Origin of the sequence: Bacillus sp. (in: firmicutes), assembly GCA_012842745.1 — a bacterium.
In the GTDB taxonomy this organism is placed as follows: Bacteria; Bacillota; Bacilli; order Bacillales; family Bacillaceae_J; genus Schinkia.
Genome location: DUSF01000046.1, coordinates 1 through 15,119, shown reverse-complemented (window position 1 = coordinate 15,119; position 15,119 = coordinate 1). Strand labels below are relative to the sequence as shown.

General features: G+C 35.3%; 16 protein-coding genes and 2 pseudogenes. 8 read left to right on the top strand and 10 right to left on the bottom strand.

Annotation, left to right across the window (positions count from 1 at the left end; translation table 11 throughout):
- The 3 genes from GX497_11785 to GX497_11775 all read right to left on the bottom strand — a co-directional run.
- A partial coding sequence (locus GX497_11785) for a hypothetical protein (GenBank protein HHY73872.1) occupies nt 1-275 on the bottom strand: 275 nt, incomplete at its 3' end.
- 183 nt (nt 276-458) lie between these two features.
- The gene (locus GX497_11780) at nt 459-1,661 is read right to left on the bottom strand and encodes a class I SAM-dependent rRNA methyltransferase (GenBank protein HHY73871.1); all 1,203 of its coding nucleotides are present in this window, start codon (nt 1,659-1,661) and stop codon (nt 459-461) included.
- 428 nt (nt 1,662-2,089) lie between these two features.
- Nucleotides 2,090-2,356 (bottom strand): hypothetical protein, encoded by a 267-nt coding sequence (locus GX497_11775; GenBank protein HHY73870.1) that lies wholly within the window; start codon nt 2,354-2,356, stop codon nt 2,090-2,092.
- Between the two features lie 225 nt (nt 2,357-2,581).
- Here GX497_11775 and dcm point away from each other — a divergent pair, with 225 nt between their 5' ends.
- Both dcm and GX497_11765 read left to right on the top strand, forming a co-directional pair.
- Nucleotides 2,582-3,886 carry a DNA (cytosine-5-)-methyltransferase gene (gene dcm, locus GX497_11770; protein ID HHY73869.1) on the top strand — a complete coding sequence of 435 codons (1,305 nt, stop codon included), beginning with the start codon at nt 2,582-2,584 and terminating at the stop codon, nt 3,884-3,886.
- Between the two features lie 61 nt (nt 3,887-3,947).
- Nucleotides 3,948-5,174: a restriction endonuclease gene (locus GX497_11765; protein HHY73868.1), complete on the top strand. Its 1,227-nt coding sequence runs from the start codon at nt 3,948-3,950 to the stop codon at nt 5,172-5,174.
- Here the strand turns inward: GX497_11765 and GX497_11760 are convergent.
- Complete coding sequence (locus GX497_11760; GenBank protein HHY73867.1) at nt 5,118-6,296, bottom strand: class I SAM-dependent rRNA methyltransferase; 1,179 nt, start codon at nt 6,294-6,296, stop codon at nt 5,118-5,120. The two genes, GX497_11765 and GX497_11760, sit on opposite strands and share 57 nt — an antisense overlap.
- Nucleotides 6,297-6,510: 214 nt before the next feature.
- Here GX497_11760 and GX497_11755 point away from each other — a divergent pair, with 214 nt between their 5' ends.
- Nucleotides 6,511-6,960, top strand: coding sequence for an SRPBCC family protein (locus GX497_11755; protein HHY73866.1), 450 nt, complete (start codon nt 6,511-6,513; stop codon nt 6,958-6,960).
- 120 nt (nt 6,961-7,080) lie between these two features.
- On the opposite strand, the gene GX497_11750 is transcribed toward GX497_11755, so the two are convergent.
- Complete coding sequence (locus GX497_11750) at nt 7,081-7,434, bottom strand: DUF4123 domain-containing protein (protein ID HHY73865.1); 354 nt, start codon at nt 7,432-7,434, stop codon at nt 7,081-7,083.
- 131 nt (nt 7,435-7,565) lie between these two features.
- Between GX497_11750 and GX497_11745 the strand changes: the two are divergent.
- Both GX497_11745 and GX497_11740 read left to right on the top strand, forming a co-directional pair.
- Nucleotides 7,566-7,876, top strand: a pseudogene (locus tag GX497_11745) (YbjQ family protein).
- A gap of 8 nt (nt 7,877-7,884) precedes the next feature.
- Nucleotides 7,885-8,100 (top strand): hypothetical protein, encoded by a 216-nt coding sequence (locus tag GX497_11740; GenBank protein ID HHY73864.1) that lies wholly within the window; start codon nt 7,885-7,887, stop codon nt 8,098-8,100.
- 97 nt (nt 8,101-8,197) lie between these two features.
- On the opposite strand, the gene GX497_11735 is transcribed toward GX497_11740, so the two are convergent.
- From GX497_11735 to GX497_11725, 3 genes are all read right to left on the bottom strand, one after another.
- Nucleotides 8,198-9,913, bottom strand: coding sequence for a methyl-accepting chemotaxis protein (locus GX497_11735; GenBank protein HHY73863.1), 1,716 nt, complete (start codon nt 9,911-9,913; stop codon nt 8,198-8,200).
- Between the two features lie 543 nt (nt 9,914-10,456).
- Nucleotides 10,457-10,699 (bottom strand): hypothetical protein, encoded by a 243-nt coding sequence (locus GX497_11730; GenBank protein ID HHY73862.1) that lies wholly within the window; start codon nt 10,697-10,699, stop codon nt 10,457-10,459.
- Nucleotides 10,668-12,602, bottom strand: a complete 1,935-nt coding sequence (locus tag GX497_11725; GenBank protein HHY73861.1) for a DUF839 domain-containing protein — start codon at nt 12,600-12,602, stop codon at nt 10,668-10,670. The genes GX497_11730 and GX497_11725 overlap by 32 nt, the downstream gene beginning before the upstream one ends.
- 273 nt (nt 12,603-12,875) lie before the next feature.
- Here GX497_11725 and GX497_11720 point away from each other — a divergent pair.
- A pseudogene (locus GX497_11720) lies at nt 12,876-13,317 on the top strand (M24 family metallopeptidase).
- Between the two features lie 126 nt (nt 13,318-13,443).
- Here GX497_11720 and GX497_11715 read toward each other — a convergent pair.
- Nucleotides 13,444-13,854, bottom strand: coding sequence for an Lrp/AsnC family transcriptional regulator (locus tag GX497_11715; protein HHY73860.1), 411 nt, complete (start codon nt 13,852-13,854; stop codon nt 13,444-13,446).
- Nucleotides 13,855-14,044: 190 nt separating this feature from the next.
- On the opposite strand from GX497_11715, the gene GX497_11710 reads away from it, so the two are divergent.
- Nucleotides 14,045-14,434: a hypothetical protein gene (locus GX497_11710; protein HHY73859.1), complete on the top strand. Its 390-nt coding sequence runs from the start codon at nt 14,045-14,047 to the stop codon at nt 14,432-14,434.
- A 12-nt stretch (nt 14,435-14,446) separates the two neighbouring features.
- Entirely contained in the window at nt 14,447-14,671 is a 225-nt protein-coding gene (locus GX497_11705; protein ID HHY73858.1) for a hypothetical protein, read from the top strand.
- Between the two features lie 215 nt (nt 14,672-14,886).
- On the opposite strand, the gene GX497_11700 is transcribed toward GX497_11705, so the two are convergent.
- Nucleotides 14,887-15,119, bottom strand: a 233-nt coding sequence (locus GX497_11700; protein ID HHY73857.1) for a hypothetical protein, incomplete at its 5' end; no start/stop codon positions are given.

Genomic DNA, 15,119 nt, shown 5'->3' with positions numbered 1-15,119 from the left:
GCATCAATCGTATAGCGTGCCTTAAAGAAAGAAAACTCTTTCTTAATCGTTAAAACCTCTCGACCATTCACTTCAACAAAAAACTTTGGTAAAAAGCTGAACACCTTTTTCGTAATGAGTGCAACTTCATCTCTTGCTGTATTCATAATGGAGAAAGTCTTTGGAATTTGCATAAAACTGCCCTCCACGTAATAAACATCCTGCTCCTGTTGATCCTTTACCGTAAATTTGCCACTTAGACTGAATACCTTCTGCTTAATATAAAGCCACTTCATACTATGCCTCCTTAGATATAGCATATTACTAAAAGTATATTATTGAACTATCCTACTACACTACATTCGACTTTGAATGGGACCCGATGAAAGGGTGGTATAATATGCTAAAGTTGATTGAGGTAAATTAGAAATGACTGATAATTCATCTAAAATAGCAAATTGGGTAAAAAAGGAGCCCTTTTAAACGCGTTTGCAATTTCTTATAATCACAACTTTAAGATAGCTACCCTCTCGGAATTCTTTTATTGTTTTAAAGTCTTTCGGAAGGGAAAATTCCTCCACTAGCTGATATTTCCTGTTTGTTTCTCTAAACGCCTGGTCGATAAAACTTTTAAATTTATTCATATTAAAGGAGCTACAATTGGTGGAGGCTACGATAATTCCCTGATCTTCCGTTATGGAAATGGCCTCCTTTAAAAGGTTTTTATAGTCCTTTTCAGCACTAAATACTATCTTCTTTGACCTTGCGAAGCTTGGGGGATCCAGAATAACCATATCAAACTTAAGATGCTTTTTCACCGCATACTTAAAGTAATTGAACACGTCGTCAACAATTATATCCTGTGAGTCATAATCAATCCCGTTTAAACTAAACTGCTCAATGGTCTTGTTTAAGCTTCTATTTGCCAAATCCACACTTGTCGTTTTAACTGCGCCCCCTAAGGCAGCAAATACTGAAAATGCGCCTGTATAGGAAAAGGTGTTAAGTACTTTTTTTCCTTTCGCATAAGTATCCCGGATTCTCTTTCTTACATCCCTTTGATCTAAAAACACACCAACCATCGCACTTTCATTTAAGTAAACAGCAAAGTTTACTCCATTTTCTTTTACGATAATCGGGAAGGCTCCTCTTTCTCCCGCTACGAAATCATCTTCTTCAATATATTTCCCGCCGTCATCAAATCTTTTCTTTTGATAAATTGCTTTAAACTCAGTCAATTCTTTCAAAGCATTTATAATATAATCCCGAAAGCGGTAAATTCCCTTGCTATACCAGTTGATTAAATAGTAGCCATCAAAATACTCTACGGTCAATCCGCCTAAACCATCACCTTCACCATTTACTATTCTGAAGGCATTGGTATCCGGGCTATTAAAAAACGGCTCTCTATAATTAATTGCATCTCTCAACTTATTCACAAAAAACCTTTGGTCAATCTGTTCATTCTCGTTTCTACTAAGAACCCAGCCGTAACCTTTGTTTTGTTTGCCAAAATAGCCCTTTGCTATAAACTTATTCTTTTCATCAACAAGACGGATAATGGTTCCTTCTTCAGTAACTTCGTTCAAATTAATTATGGCTTCCTTTGATATAAGCGGATAACCGTTTTTAAATTTATTTACATACTTGCCCTTTATCATTAACGTGACATCTTTTTTCATCTTGTCATCCTATCAAAATTTTTTATCGTACTCTATATAGTATACCATCGTTCGCAAGGCAACCGTGCTGAACACACTAGAAAATCATATCATTTATTTTCCACCTTGTAATATGATAATAATACCTCAGTACTAGAAAAACCGCCGTTACTTATGGTGAAGTTCCCCATAACGTTGGATAGGATAAAATAACTTTATTTCCTTAAATAAAAAGACGAGGCAAGTGCACTATATGTAAAAAAAGCTTACCTCGTCTTTTTATTATTTTTCATAATGTCCCCATTCTGTCCCTATTTTAGGGTGAATAGATAAGTGGGTACTCTGTTTTATCTTACATATCATATATATATTATAGCTTTGATGCCTATGCTGATAGGCAATCCTCATGAGAGGTAGGAACATAGAGGATTACATAAAAAATTAACGTTTTATATTTCTTTACATGAAAGAAAATACTCTTTTACCTCAACATTCTCACTCTTTGCTATCTTATATAAGAATTCTAGGTTAAATTCATCAATAATATTATTTTTGTCGTAAATTAAAATAACATCAATTTCATTTAATTTTTCAGGTAAGGTAAATAAACCATCAGAAGATCCTCTATAATCAATGATTCCCTCTATTAGCAACCACTTCTGTTTTTTTATATAATCGTGCATTTTATCTAAATTATGTTCAATCTCTTCAGACATTTGTCCATATATAATTATCCTTTTAATAATATCCCCTCGCTATCCTTAAAATTTTCAGCCATTGACTAACTATAATTGAATTATACTTTAACCTTACATGAGATAAAACACTAGCTATTGTTCAAATATCTAGATTATGTTATATTATTAAACTTACTTTTTTATTGACGAAAATATGTTCTATTTGTTATGATTATGTCAAAATCATTCCCAGCGAATACCTAAATGAAAGAGTTGATAAAATTGAAAGACTGTAAACTCAATGAATTTTCTACTCTAAGAGAGAAAATTGGTTATTCTGTAAAAGATACCGCTAAACTACTAGCGAAAAGTGAAAGAACTATTTATCGATGGGAAAAGGGCGAAAGTCTGCCAGATATAGAAGCAATAAAAACTCTTAAGGTAATTGCAGACCCTAAAAGTAATGAATACATTGCCAAAACCCCAAACTTTAAATTTATTGATCTATTTGCGGGAATTGGGGGGCTAAGACGAGCATTTGAATCTATTGGCGGACAATGCGTTTTTACTAGTGAGTGGGATGAAGCATGTCGAAAGACTTACCTTGCTAATTATGAGTGTACTCATGATGTAGTTGGAGATATTAGAGATGTTGATTTGGATAGTGTCCCTGACTACGATGTATTATTAGCAGGATTTCCTTGCCAACCCTTTTCCATTGCTGGAGTCTCAAAGAAAAAATCACTTGGTAGACCAGATGGATTTAGGGATGATACTCAAGGAACACTTTTCTTTGATGTGGCTCAAATGCTAGAATACCATCGTCCAAAAGCTTTTGTTTTAGAAAATGTTAAGAACCTTGTTAGTCATGATAAAGGACGAACTTTTAAAGTTATAATGAGGACATTAAAAGATGAGCTAAATTATAATGTAGATTTTAAGGTCATTAATGCAAAAGGCTGGGTACCTCAAAACAGAGAGAGAATATTTATCGTTGGTTTCCGAGAAGATGTTGATTTCTCTTTTGAAAATTTTGTTCCGAAAGATCCATTAGATGGACCAAAATTAGGGGCAATTTTACACCCTGAAGATGGAAGTGAAGCCCCAGAGTTTCCATTTACAGATTTAGATACTGGTAAGGTTATCGATAAATATACACTTAGTGATAAACTATGGAGTTATTTACAAGGATATGCAGAAAAACACCGACAAAAAGGTAATGGTTTTGGATATGGGCTAAATGGTCCAGATAATGTTGCCAGAACTCTTTCAGCAAGGTATTATAAGGATGGATCAGAAATATTGATTAAACAGGATGGGAAAAATCCACGTAGACTTACACCACGTGAATGCGCTAGATTAATGGGTTTTGACCAAGAAGGTAGAGAATTGTTTAAAATTCCAGTATCTGATACACAAGCATACAAGCAATTTGGTAATTCGGTAGTCGTTCCAGTTGTTGAGGCAGTTGCCCAATACATGCTTCCTTACATCCTTAGATCAATTAACAGAACATCATTTGATAGGAACGGACAACTTGATATCTTTAAAGTCCTAGAACATGCCTAATATATTTTATATTGGGCTTTTTTCTTAGATAGTTACTAAAAAATCTCAAGGATGTTGAAAAATGAAAAAAGGATTTCTTTCACAATATTTTGAAGGAATAGCGATAAAAAAACTTAGTTCAGTTGAGGTTAATATTCATAGGTCAAATCAGCATGAATTTAATGGCAGTAAACCTCTTCGTAACTTATTTGGGAATGACCGTTTAAATGATTATCCAGTCACGTTTCTTTGGCTTGGTGATGAAAATGAGGGTATCTCTGAGGATGGTTTAGTAACTTGGTATGATGCTAGAGAAAAGCATCCCACACGCACAGAATGGAGATTGTATTTTAAGAGTAATCCAGTAATTGATTGGGCTCAAGAAGGTGACCTTTTAATCGTAGCTAGGAGACCAAATGATCAAGTTTATATGATAGTGGTTAAGGCGGACTCCACTTTTGAAAATCAGCTTTTATGGCTATTTGGAGTAAGTGATGAAATAAGTTTTAATTTTAACTTCAAACCAATAGAAGACGGACATGATCCGAAAGTTGACTTTGCAGTTCGCTATATCTTAGAAGAAATGGGCATAGAAATACAAGATCCAGATTCGGTTTTACTTGACACCATTATTGAACCTTATATTGATAAGGGGTTTCCTACCACTAAAGAATTTTCTATTCTTGCTAGAAAATCAATTAGTAATACATCTCCAGCTGAACAACCAGATTTAACATTGGTTAGATGGATGGAACAAGAGGAAAAGTTATTTAAAAGACTTGAGCGTTACATCGTACAAGATAAAATAAACCAAGGATTTAATAATTCTGGAGAAACTGATGTAGAAGATTTTATAAAATTTTCATTGAGTGTACATAATCGAAGAAAAGCACGTGTAGGTTATGCTCTTGAAAATCACATAGAAGAAATTTTTATTCAAAATGGCATAAAACACTCTAGAGGAGCAATAACAGAGAATAAATCTAAACCTGATTTCCTCTTTCCTGATATTTCATATTATAAAAACCCTGATTTTCCAGTAAGCAACGTAACGATGCTAGGAGTAAAATCCACCTGTAAGGATCGTTGGCGACAAGTCCTATCTGAGGCTGCTCGAATTAATACGAAACATCTGTTTACCCTAGAACCTGGAATTAGTGAAAATCAAACCATGGAAATGCAATCCAGTAATCTAAGGCTAGTATTACCTCAACCACTTCATGAAACCTATAGTGCATCTCAGCAATCATGGTTAATGGATCTTGAGGGATTTATTAATCTTGTTAGAGAGAGACAAAAAAGTTATTAGGAAGGAATATTCCTTCCTAATTTTTATTACATATTTTTTAATATATTTAAATGCTACATCTATAAATCCTTTAAATTTTTTCATATCAAACGTAGCACAATTTGTCGAAGCCACAATTACCCCATTATTCGCCGTAATCGCGATTGCTTCTTTAAGGAGGTTTTTATAATCCTTTTCTGCACTAAAGGTAAATTTCTTGGACCTTGCAAAACTAGGAGGGTCTAGGATTACCAAATCAAATGTTAGCTTCCTCTTACCTGCAAATTTAAAATAATGAAAAACATCTTCAACAATAATATCATGTGCCTCGTAATCAATTCCGTTTACACTGAACTGCTCAATCGTTCTCGGTAAACTACGATTAGCCAGGTCAACACTTGTTGTTTTTACAGCTCCACCTTTTGCCGCAAAAATAGAAAATGCCCCAGTATACGAAAAGGTATTTAATACAGTCTTTCCTTTTGCATACTTATCACGAATCGTTCTTCTCACATCACGCTGATCAAGAAAAACACCAACCATCGCTTCTTCGTTTAAATATACAGCTACATTAACTCCATTTTCTTTTACAATAATCGGAAACTGTCCTCTTGCTCCATCCACAAATCCGTCCTCTTCAATATATTTCCCCCCCGTATTAAAGCGCTTCTTCTGATAGATTGCTTTATAATCAACTAGATTCCTAAGTGAAGCAAGCACATGGTCTTTATACGTATAAATTCCTTTACTATACCAATTGATTAAGTAATGGCCATCGAAATAATCAATAGTTAAGCCCCCGATTCCATCACCTTCTGCATTAAATACTCGAAAGGCAGTTGTTTCTTGTTCTTCATAAAACGATTTTCTTTTTTCTAATGCGGCTTTAATCTTCCTTTCAAAAAACAATTGGTCAATCCTTTCAGCCTCATTGTGAGTAAGCACCCAACCATACCCTTTATTTTGCTTACCATAATAACCTTTTCCGATAAACGTATGATCTTCATCAACAAGGTTAATAATCACACCTTCTTCTGTTAATACAGATGTGTCGTTAATCACTTGTTTTAATATAAGGGGATAACCTCCTTTGTACTTATTAACGTATTTTTCTAGCACCTTTATAGTCACGTCTGATTCCATTTTCTCCATCCTTACCTTTTGTTGTTATTTAAGCAGATTTTTCTTTACAAATTTATCGAAGTCACTATCAACATTCTTCACTTTAATTCATCTGTTTCATTATATCATGTCGCTTAGTCCGTCATCCGGGTCATAAGAGAAAAATTCCCCTTTGCTGGAAGGTACATATAGATATATAAGGGTCTAAATAATGAAATAGAAAGAAGGAAAATAAATGCCAAGCGGAATTCATCAAGTTGAGGTTGGTTTACCAATCAATCAAGTTTGGGATTTTGTTAAGGATATGGATAACTGGGCTCCACTTATTCCCGGATATATTCAACATCGGAAATTTACTAACCGCCAGTCCACATGGGAGTTTTATAGTAACAACGGATTCATAAAGAAAAAGATTAGTCTGATGGTCACTGTAAAAGAATGGATAGAACCGACAAGGGTTACTTTTAATTTAAAGGGGTTAAACGAGGAACTTTCAGGCGGAGGCTATTTCCTGGCAGAAGCAATGGATAAAAATAAAACGAGGATGACAGGCTTTCTTGAAATCACTGCTGGTGGTGCAATGGGGCCGCTCGTAAATGCAGTCTTAAAGTCTAATCTTCCAAAAGTAACGGAAGAAATGACTATTGCTATTTCCACAAAATTGGAGGAGCTTTATAGAATTTAATTGGTTAACCCACTATTCTATTCAATACTCTGAACCTCTCATAACTAAAGTCACGAGTGTTCTCGGCTATTTAATAAAGAAAGGCTTACAGTTTACTGTAGGCCTTTTTTATATTGTTCTTTAGATAAAGAACGGGAAAAATGGTCCAAACCTTCTTATTCCAAAGAAAGGGAATCCAAATAACCCAAATGGCCCAAAGAAAGGGAAAAACTGTCTGTCTTCTCTACTTGCTTCTTGCATGTGCATTGACATTTGAGAATGATCCATCTTTGGCATAAGGAGATACATTTTCTCTCTATCATAGCTGTGAAGTATTCCCTGATAAATCGAACCATCGTTTAATTCAACTTGAATAAATTGATACAAATGTTTTTGACACTTTTCATAAAAATTGTTTGAATCCCTTTGAAAATAAGGGGATTCATCTTGGTAACTGTTTGGTTGCATTAGATTTTCCTCCTCAACTTTACTCACTTACAAAGTATTCCCAAAATTTGCTTTACGTTACGAGTTTTTGTCATTATAGAGGAAAACTAATGTGTACACTCCACCATACTTGTTATAATAAACATGAAGTCATTATTTTTGTTAAGGGGTGGATCAATATGATTATCGTAACAACCGAGAATATTGCTAATCATAAAGTTACAGAGATGTTAGGTCCAGTATTTGGCTTAACCGTAAGAGCAAGAGGTATCGCGTTGCTTCTCTAAAAGGGCTCGTGGGCGGAGAAATAAATCAATATACAGAAATGCTTGAGGATACCAGAAAACAAGCAATGGACCGGATGGTGAAAAATGCCACAGCAATGGGGGCAAACGTTATCATTATGATGCGCTTTGACTCTGGTGAAATCGGACAGAATATGAGTGAAATTATTGCCTATGGAACAGCCGTTATTATAGAAAGAGAATAACCGATGATTTGGATAATAGGCTTGGTATACAATTCCTTGTTCTGCTTATTTTAATCTTCGGATCCCGGCTTATTTGGGACCGCCGCTTTAAAGCAAAACACGGACAACAAGTGCTTAAAGGCTTCGTTCGAACAAATGAGATATCAATTGATCCAACTACAAATAAAAGATTAGTCGTTTATTTCAACCCAGAAACCGGGGAACGATTTTATAAAGAAGAATAAAGCAAATGACATTTAATAGGGAGGCTGACTCAAAAAAGGGGTCAGCCTCTTACTAATTATGTACTATACGTCACCACGCTCTTAATATAATAAGCTATTACTTTGAAGATACTTTAAAAAATGCCACAGCATCTTTTAATTCAATTGCCATTTTTGCCAATAGATTCGTCGCTGCTGATATCTCTTGCATCGATGCAGTTTGTTCTTCCGTTGTACCAGCTATTTGCTGAGTCATTTCTGCTGAGCTATTTGAAATATTGGTGATTTCTTCATATTTTTTGGACATTCTTTGAATACCAGTATTAATATTTGTCACTGCAAGCGAAACATCTTGAATTTGTGAAGTTACTTTTTCAATCGATGTAGCTATTTCATTAAATGATTTGCCTGCATTTTCAACCATCCCAATTCCACTTGTTACCATCTGTTCACTATTATCCATTGTCGCAACGACACGATTTGTTTCGTTTTGAATTTCTTTAATTAATTTACTTATCTGGGTTGCAGCGTTACCAGATTGTTCAGCTAATTTACGAACCTCAGCAGCGACAACCGCAAACCCTTTTCCTTGTTGACCTGCTCTGGCAGCCTCAATCGCTGCATTTAGAGCGAGTAGGTTTGTTTGGTTGGTTACGTCGGTTATTAGTGAAATAATCTTTCCAATCTCCTGTGATTTTTTATTAAGTGAATTGATTGCTTCTTCCATATACGATGATTGCTTTCCTATAATCCCCATTTGATTGATAGCCTTTACTATCGCATCATTTCCATTAATCGCTATCGTTGAAGCCGTGTTTGAAGATTCCGTTACAGAGGATACTTTATATACAATCTGATCCATTTCAGTTGAAATTCCTTTAGAAATGAAATTTACTTCATTTGAACTATTAACCTGTTCAAATGATCCTTGGGCAATAGATTGAACCGATACAGCTATATGATCTGTTGCTTTATTGATTTCCTCTACACTTACGGATACTTGCCCGGCCGTTGATGCCACTTGTTCAGAATTTGTTAAAACTTTTTCAATGATTGTTTTTAAATTTGCTATCATCGTATTGAAACCTTTGGCTAGCTGCCCAAGCTCATCCTTGCTTTTAACATCTAGTGGTTGCGCCGTTAAATCCCCATTTGCAATCTGTTTTGCATATTGGATAATTTTTACCATTGGGGACATCATTTTTCGAACAATAATAAAAGTTATTAAACCGGAAATAAGTGGTAAGAGAATCCCAAATAGAATATTCTTCCACATCATTTCCAAAGTTCGCTCTTTAATAATTGAGGTTTCAAAGTCGATTGCATTAATTGCGATAATATCCTTGCTTTCGTCATTATCTTCGAAAATAGGTGCATACCCAGTGATTCTTTCCATTCCGCCATATTTGTAAATATGGGAAAATGTTTTTGTTCGTAATGCCAAAAGATTATTAATAGCATCCTTGTCTATGTAAAAATCATCTCCTGCATTAAAGCCCTGTTTTTTCAAATTTTGATCGGGAACGAGAATTTTTCCATCTAACGAAAGAATATATTGATTCTCAAAAATAGGCTTTTGCTTAGTTGTCCAGCTAATCGTCTGACTTACTTTATCTGTTAAGGATGTGTCCCCCTTTACTAATGCTTTTACTTCATCAGGTTTTAGAAGGCCAATCGTGATATTAGCGCAGCCAGTCAATTCTATTCCTGCTGCTCGTTCAACCGAGTCAAAAATGGTTCGGTAGCTAATCAATGTTAAAATACTAATGCTCACAAACACAATCGCAACAACAATAATAGAAATCTTTCCCGTCAAGCCCATTCGTTTAGCCATTGTCATCCTCCGTTTAAATAATTTAGGGGGAATTTTGTTGATTTTTTCATTAATTATATTAAGGAATTTTTGAAATTATTAGACATATTTAGTATATAGTGATTGTCTTTTAAGTAATGTGTTTTATATCACACATAGTAATACTTTACATTAAGAATAGGAACTGCTGACGATAAAGCGCTTTGCTATCCTGTTCCTTTACTGAATAACTCTCCTATTAAACAGACGGAATCGCCATAGGGTGAGAGAGATCTAGGCAGACTCTATTCCAACCACTGGGACTGACTTATTCTCAGTAGGGACAAGTGCATACTTTTCCCACTTTTTACTTCGCCATCTGAAAGACATGATAATCCCCCGCGTCCATTCATCGATTGTGATGGCGAGCCAAATGCCAATCAATCCCATGTGAAAATGGAAGGAAAATAAATACCCCTCTCAAATAGTAAAAAGGACAATATCCCAACATCGGAGAATATTGCCCTTATAAACTGTTGACTTACTTGCTGTTACTTTATCTAGCTTTGGAGCATTTGTAGCCGTTTAATCAATTACTGTAGTAGTGCTTGCAACACTTTCATAACCAGCTTCATCAGTAGATGTTACCTTAATTTTTGTACCTGCGCTTAGCTTAGTTATTTTAAACTTATAGTTTCCATTTTTATCAGCTTTTGTCTGCTGCATGTATTTTTCATTAATATACAATTTCACTACTGATTTAGCTTCTGTTTTACCAATAATTGATATTACAGAATCAGTTACCCTTTTTACCAGATGAAGAGAAATCTGGCATTTTTGTTAAAGATGGCAGACCAGAGATATAACCAATACCGCCTGTTTTATTAATACCAATTTGTTCATCAATTGCTTTAAGTAGTTCTTCTTTATTAACAGCTGTAATGGACTTACCATCCACTTCATCACCAGGATGCTGGAAATTACTGAGAATGTATGAGAATCCATTACGGTCATCAGCAGCAAATAATCCAGTTGCCTCTGCTCCTGCTGGAACAGATAAAATTCGATCTAATTCTTTAGTATCAACATTATAAGCCCAAACGTAGTTATTTGTGTGGGCACCACTATCTTCACCAATAAAGAGTGTTCTCATTGCTTCAGAGTAACTTAGGTTATCTGGATTCGCTACTTTATCTACATTCGCAGTGTTTCCATATGCATCAGGAGCAGGAAGGTCTTCACCTACTACCAATCCATTCATAGATAGTGCTACATATGAGCTATTAATTGTCTTTCCTTGACTATCTTTTTGGCCACCTTGTAAGTCTAATTGATAAGTTACACCAGCTTTAATTTTTGGCAATTGAATATGGTCTGCTGGGTCTTTTCCTGTTGAATCTTTTTCCATAGCCTTACTTTGATCGGAAATTGCAATATACACTTTCTTGTCCTTTTCGTTTAGCGCTACACCTTCCATTTTATTGAATTCTGTAGTCGCACCAAGAATAGCCGCATATCGACGAGTTTCAAGGAAGGCTGCTGCTTTTTCTTTGCCAGGTTTAAGTTTTAGGTATTCAACTTTTCCTTCATTTGAGTATGTTTTAATAGCTGTGAAACCTTCTTTAGGAGCATCTGAAGTTTCAAAAATATCATTGAATGTAATCCCGCTTTCAATAATATTTTTCACTTCTTTATCCGTTGCATGCCCTAAATTAATCCATTGTAAATCTCCTGAGCCGCCGTTTTCAATACCTGTTTGTTTAAATGTAGCTGCATATAATGTACCTGATGATAAATCTTTTTCTTTGTCAGCTACATACATAAACATTCCTGTATTACCACCATCATCCCCGTAAAAAACAGTTTTGTTATCAGGCATTACTTTAGCTAACTCATGAGAGAAACGTCCTGTACTGTAATGTTTTACAACGGATGTTTTACCATTCTTACCTACTGTAATTTCAGGAGTGTAGCCATAGAAATAAGGATTAGCCTTTGCTTTATCTCCGAAATAGAATTGAGCGAATGTTTCAACTTGACTTCTTACTTTCGAAGTTGGGTCTAAGAAAAGACGTGCATCTGGTTCGTACTCTTCAGAACCTAAATGTGTATTCCATGGAGATAATGATCCGTTACATGGAATCCAAAGTCCATTTACAGCTGAAAAATCAATTTTTTCTACTTTTACAGTTTTGAGTTCACCTGTTTTTTTGTCCTGTTCCAACTCAGTTAAAGACATAGATGCTGGTACTAAACCGTATGCTGATTTACCAGCAGCATCAATAGTTTGATATTCATAATGTGTAATCATATATAGTTTACCATTAATAGGCATTAATAAGCTGTTTGAATCCGGAGCATCGGAGACAAAGTAGCCTCCGTTTGTGCTGCTTGGATCCTTAATTGGATTTCCATTTACATCAATGGGTGTACCCGCAGGAATTTTTTCACCTTTAACTGTTGCTACCTTATCTTCCGATTTAAATAGGTAGTTGTAAGACAGTGGAAATGTTTTTACCTTTCCATTGATATATTTCACATCAACGGTTGCATTTGTATATGTTTTTACCATTTCATCAATAGTAGTAGGTGCTGCCATTCCATTAAATCTAACAGATTCAATTTTAATATTTTCCTGAGAAGCCGCTACTACTGGTGTTACTGCTGGAACAGTAATAGCTAATGCAAGTGCTAAAGTAGCCCCTTTTTTCGCAAGTTTCTTATTAATCATCTAAAAAATCCTCCTAGTAGATTTATAGTTTACAGTTCAATTAAACCAGATGATTGTTAATACTATATTAACGTTTTGTATGTTTTTTATTAGACCTAAACATTCGATGTTAAGAGGTGCTTTTTTGATAACATTCCATTTTAAATTTATCAAGGTGAACTCAGGTGTTTAGAAGTAAGCAAAAAAAGGCCCACCTGTCAAACCAGATGGGATTACAAGGGAGGTGAAAAAAGTTCATCCTCATTGCGTCTATGTGAATACACACACAATACGATGATGAAAGTCATTTCTTCACTTAAACATGGAGTTAAATTGAACGAAATCGGAAGGATTATTGAAATCAAGGCTACAAAAGGCGGCTATAATGTTATTAGGAATTTGTGTAGTCACGGTATTGGGAAATCCCTGCACGAGACCCCCAATGATATTCTACCCGTTTATAACAAGCATGATAAACGTGTATTGAAAGAGGGCATGGTCATTACAATCGAGCCCTTTTTATCTACAGGTGCTGGATATGTCGTTGAGCTTGTCGGATGGGTGGACTTTATGTGTACCTGACAATAGCTTTGCGGCACAACAGGAGCATACTATAATAATTACAAAGAATCACTTTACGAAAGCTGCCGATATTGTGGCTCAAAAGGTTTCAACAATCCACAGTCTAACACTTTATATCCGCTGCACGATTATCACTATCGCCTTAATCTACTAATAAAGCTACTATCGGGTACTATTTCTTTTCTAATTGTGTTGACCATCACTTATGATGCGGTTCACCCCACCTACTCAAGATGCAGTTTTTTCTACTGAAATATCTGTAACCCCCTCTAACAAGCATCTATTTTATTTTCCCTATGGATATATTAACTCTGTAGTTAGCAAATTTGAGTATCTCATCAAGTATATGATTTAATGCAAACTGATCGGAAACGCTTGCTTTAATCATATAGCATCCTTCACCACTTATGCGGTGAACTTCTTTTATATCTGTATTTTCTTTTAGGTACTTTTGAAATTCAACGTGTTGATTTGATTTTAGAAAAATCATTATAAATGCTTGTATACTCTTTCCAAGCTTTAATTCATTCACTGCAATGGTATATTGCTCAATAATCCCCTCTTCTTCCATCCTGCGAATTCTATTACCCACCGCCTGGCCTGTCATATGGATTAATTCTCCGATTTCCTTCCAAGTTTTACGGGAGTTTTCTTTTAATACTTCGAGAATTTGAAAGTCAATTTCATCCATGCCATTTCCCCCTCAAAAAAACAGTAAACGTTTTCTAAATGTATTGTAAATGATTCAAAGCGAGTTTAGTTACATAATTTCTTTCATGCTGAAACAAAAGAGCAAATATCCTTTTCATCAGATACTGTAAGTAAAAATGTAGGGAGTATACAATAACCTGGAAAACGAATTTAGGAGGATGAAACAATCTATGCTAATTCATTTAATACGCCATGCAACACATCTGATTACTTATAAAGGTCTAAAATTCCTTTTAGATCCTATGTTTAGCGAACAAGGAACACTTGCACCTGTTCCTAATGCCCTTAACCAACATCTAAATAACCCTTTATCTTCATTACCAGTTGACCTAGAGAGACTAATTAATATTGATGCTATTATTGTTACACACTCACACCGTGATCATTTCGATGACCAGGCCATTGCAAGTTTACCTAAGCATCTACCTTTATTTTGCCAGCCTGCGGATGAACTGTTAATAAAAAATAAAGGATTTGAGCATGTCATAGCAATAGAGAGAGAATTTGTTTGGCAGGGGATTGAATTAAGACGAACGGAAGGAAGACACGGTCATGGCTAACTAGCAGAAGCAATGGGTCCCGTTTCCGGATTTATTTTAAGAACAAAGGATGAGCCAACCTTATATATTATTGGGGATAGTGTATGGTATTCGGATATTGAATATAATTTGAAACATTTTTCCCCTGATGCTGCAATTGTTTTTGCGGGAGAGGCACGTTTCTTAGAAGGTCAGCCAATCACTATGGGAATTGCCGATATTAAAAATATAACAAAACATCACCACATACAAAACTAATCATTTCCCATATGGAATCTTGGAATCACTGCCTATTAAAACGTGAAGAGGTTAGAAATTATCTAAAACAAAACCAATTAGAAAATATCATTTCAGTACCTGAAAATGGAGAGTTTATTGGAATTAGATAATAAAAGCAGGGAATTCTTTCGTAATTCCCCACTAATTTCTAAATAAAGCCCGTCAGCATTTCATATATATTATATGTCCCTACGTTAAATCGTCGCTCCAGAGGAAGCAGCTGCTTGGTCAGCCTTCACACAATCAATTGCGACAACAAGCGCAATCATGATGGCTTCCATCTCTTCATTCATTATTTGAACCTTGTAGCTATCGCCCCAAGTGAACCACTCCTTACTCACTTTACCGACGACTTCACCATGCTGTAATACCCGAAAATCCATATCCCACCAGTTACCATGTACTTCAATGCCGGCCGCATCAATCG

Bases quoted from the DNA above. Each gene is read 5' to 3' on its own strand.
- GX497_11780 (HHY73871.1), bottom strand. From the start codon at position 1,661: ATGAAAAAAGATGTCACGTTAATGATAAAGGGCAAGTATGTAAATAAA.
- GX497_11775 (HHY73870.1), bottom strand. From the start codon at position 2,356: ATGTCTGAAGAGATTGAACATAATTTAGATAAAATGCACGATTATATA.
- dcm (HHY73869.1), top strand. From the start codon at position 2,582: ATGAAAGAGTTGATAAAATTGAAAGACTGTAAACTCAATGAATTTTCT.
- GX497_11765 (HHY73868.1), top strand. From the start codon at position 3,948: ATGAAAAAAGGATTTCTTTCACAATATTTTGAAGGAATAGCGATAAAA.
- GX497_11760 (HHY73867.1), bottom strand. From the start codon at position 6,296: ATGGAATCAGACGTGACTATAAAGGTGCTAGAAAAATACGTTAATAAG.
- GX497_11755 (HHY73866.1), top strand. From the start codon at position 6,511: ATGCCAAGCGGAATTCATCAAGTTGAGGTTGGTTTACCAATCAATCAA.
- GX497_11735 (HHY73863.1), bottom strand. From the start codon at position 9,913: ATGGCTAAACGAATGGGCTTGACGGGAAAGATTTCTATTATTGTTGTT.
- GX497_11725 (HHY73861.1), bottom strand. From the start codon at position 12,602: ATGATTAATAAGAAACTTGCGAAAAAAGGGGCTACTTTAGCACTTGCA.
- GX497_11715 (HHY73860.1), bottom strand. From the start codon at position 13,854: ATGGATGAAATTGACTTTCAAATTCTCGAAGTATTAAAAGAAAACTCC.
- GX497_11710 (HHY73859.1), top strand. From the start codon at position 14,045: ATGCTAATTCATTTAATACGCCATGCAACACATCTGATTACTTATAAA.
- GX497_11705 (HHY73858.1), top strand. From the start codon at position 14,447: ATGGGTCCCGTTTCCGGATTTATTTTAAGAACAAAGGATGAGCCAACC.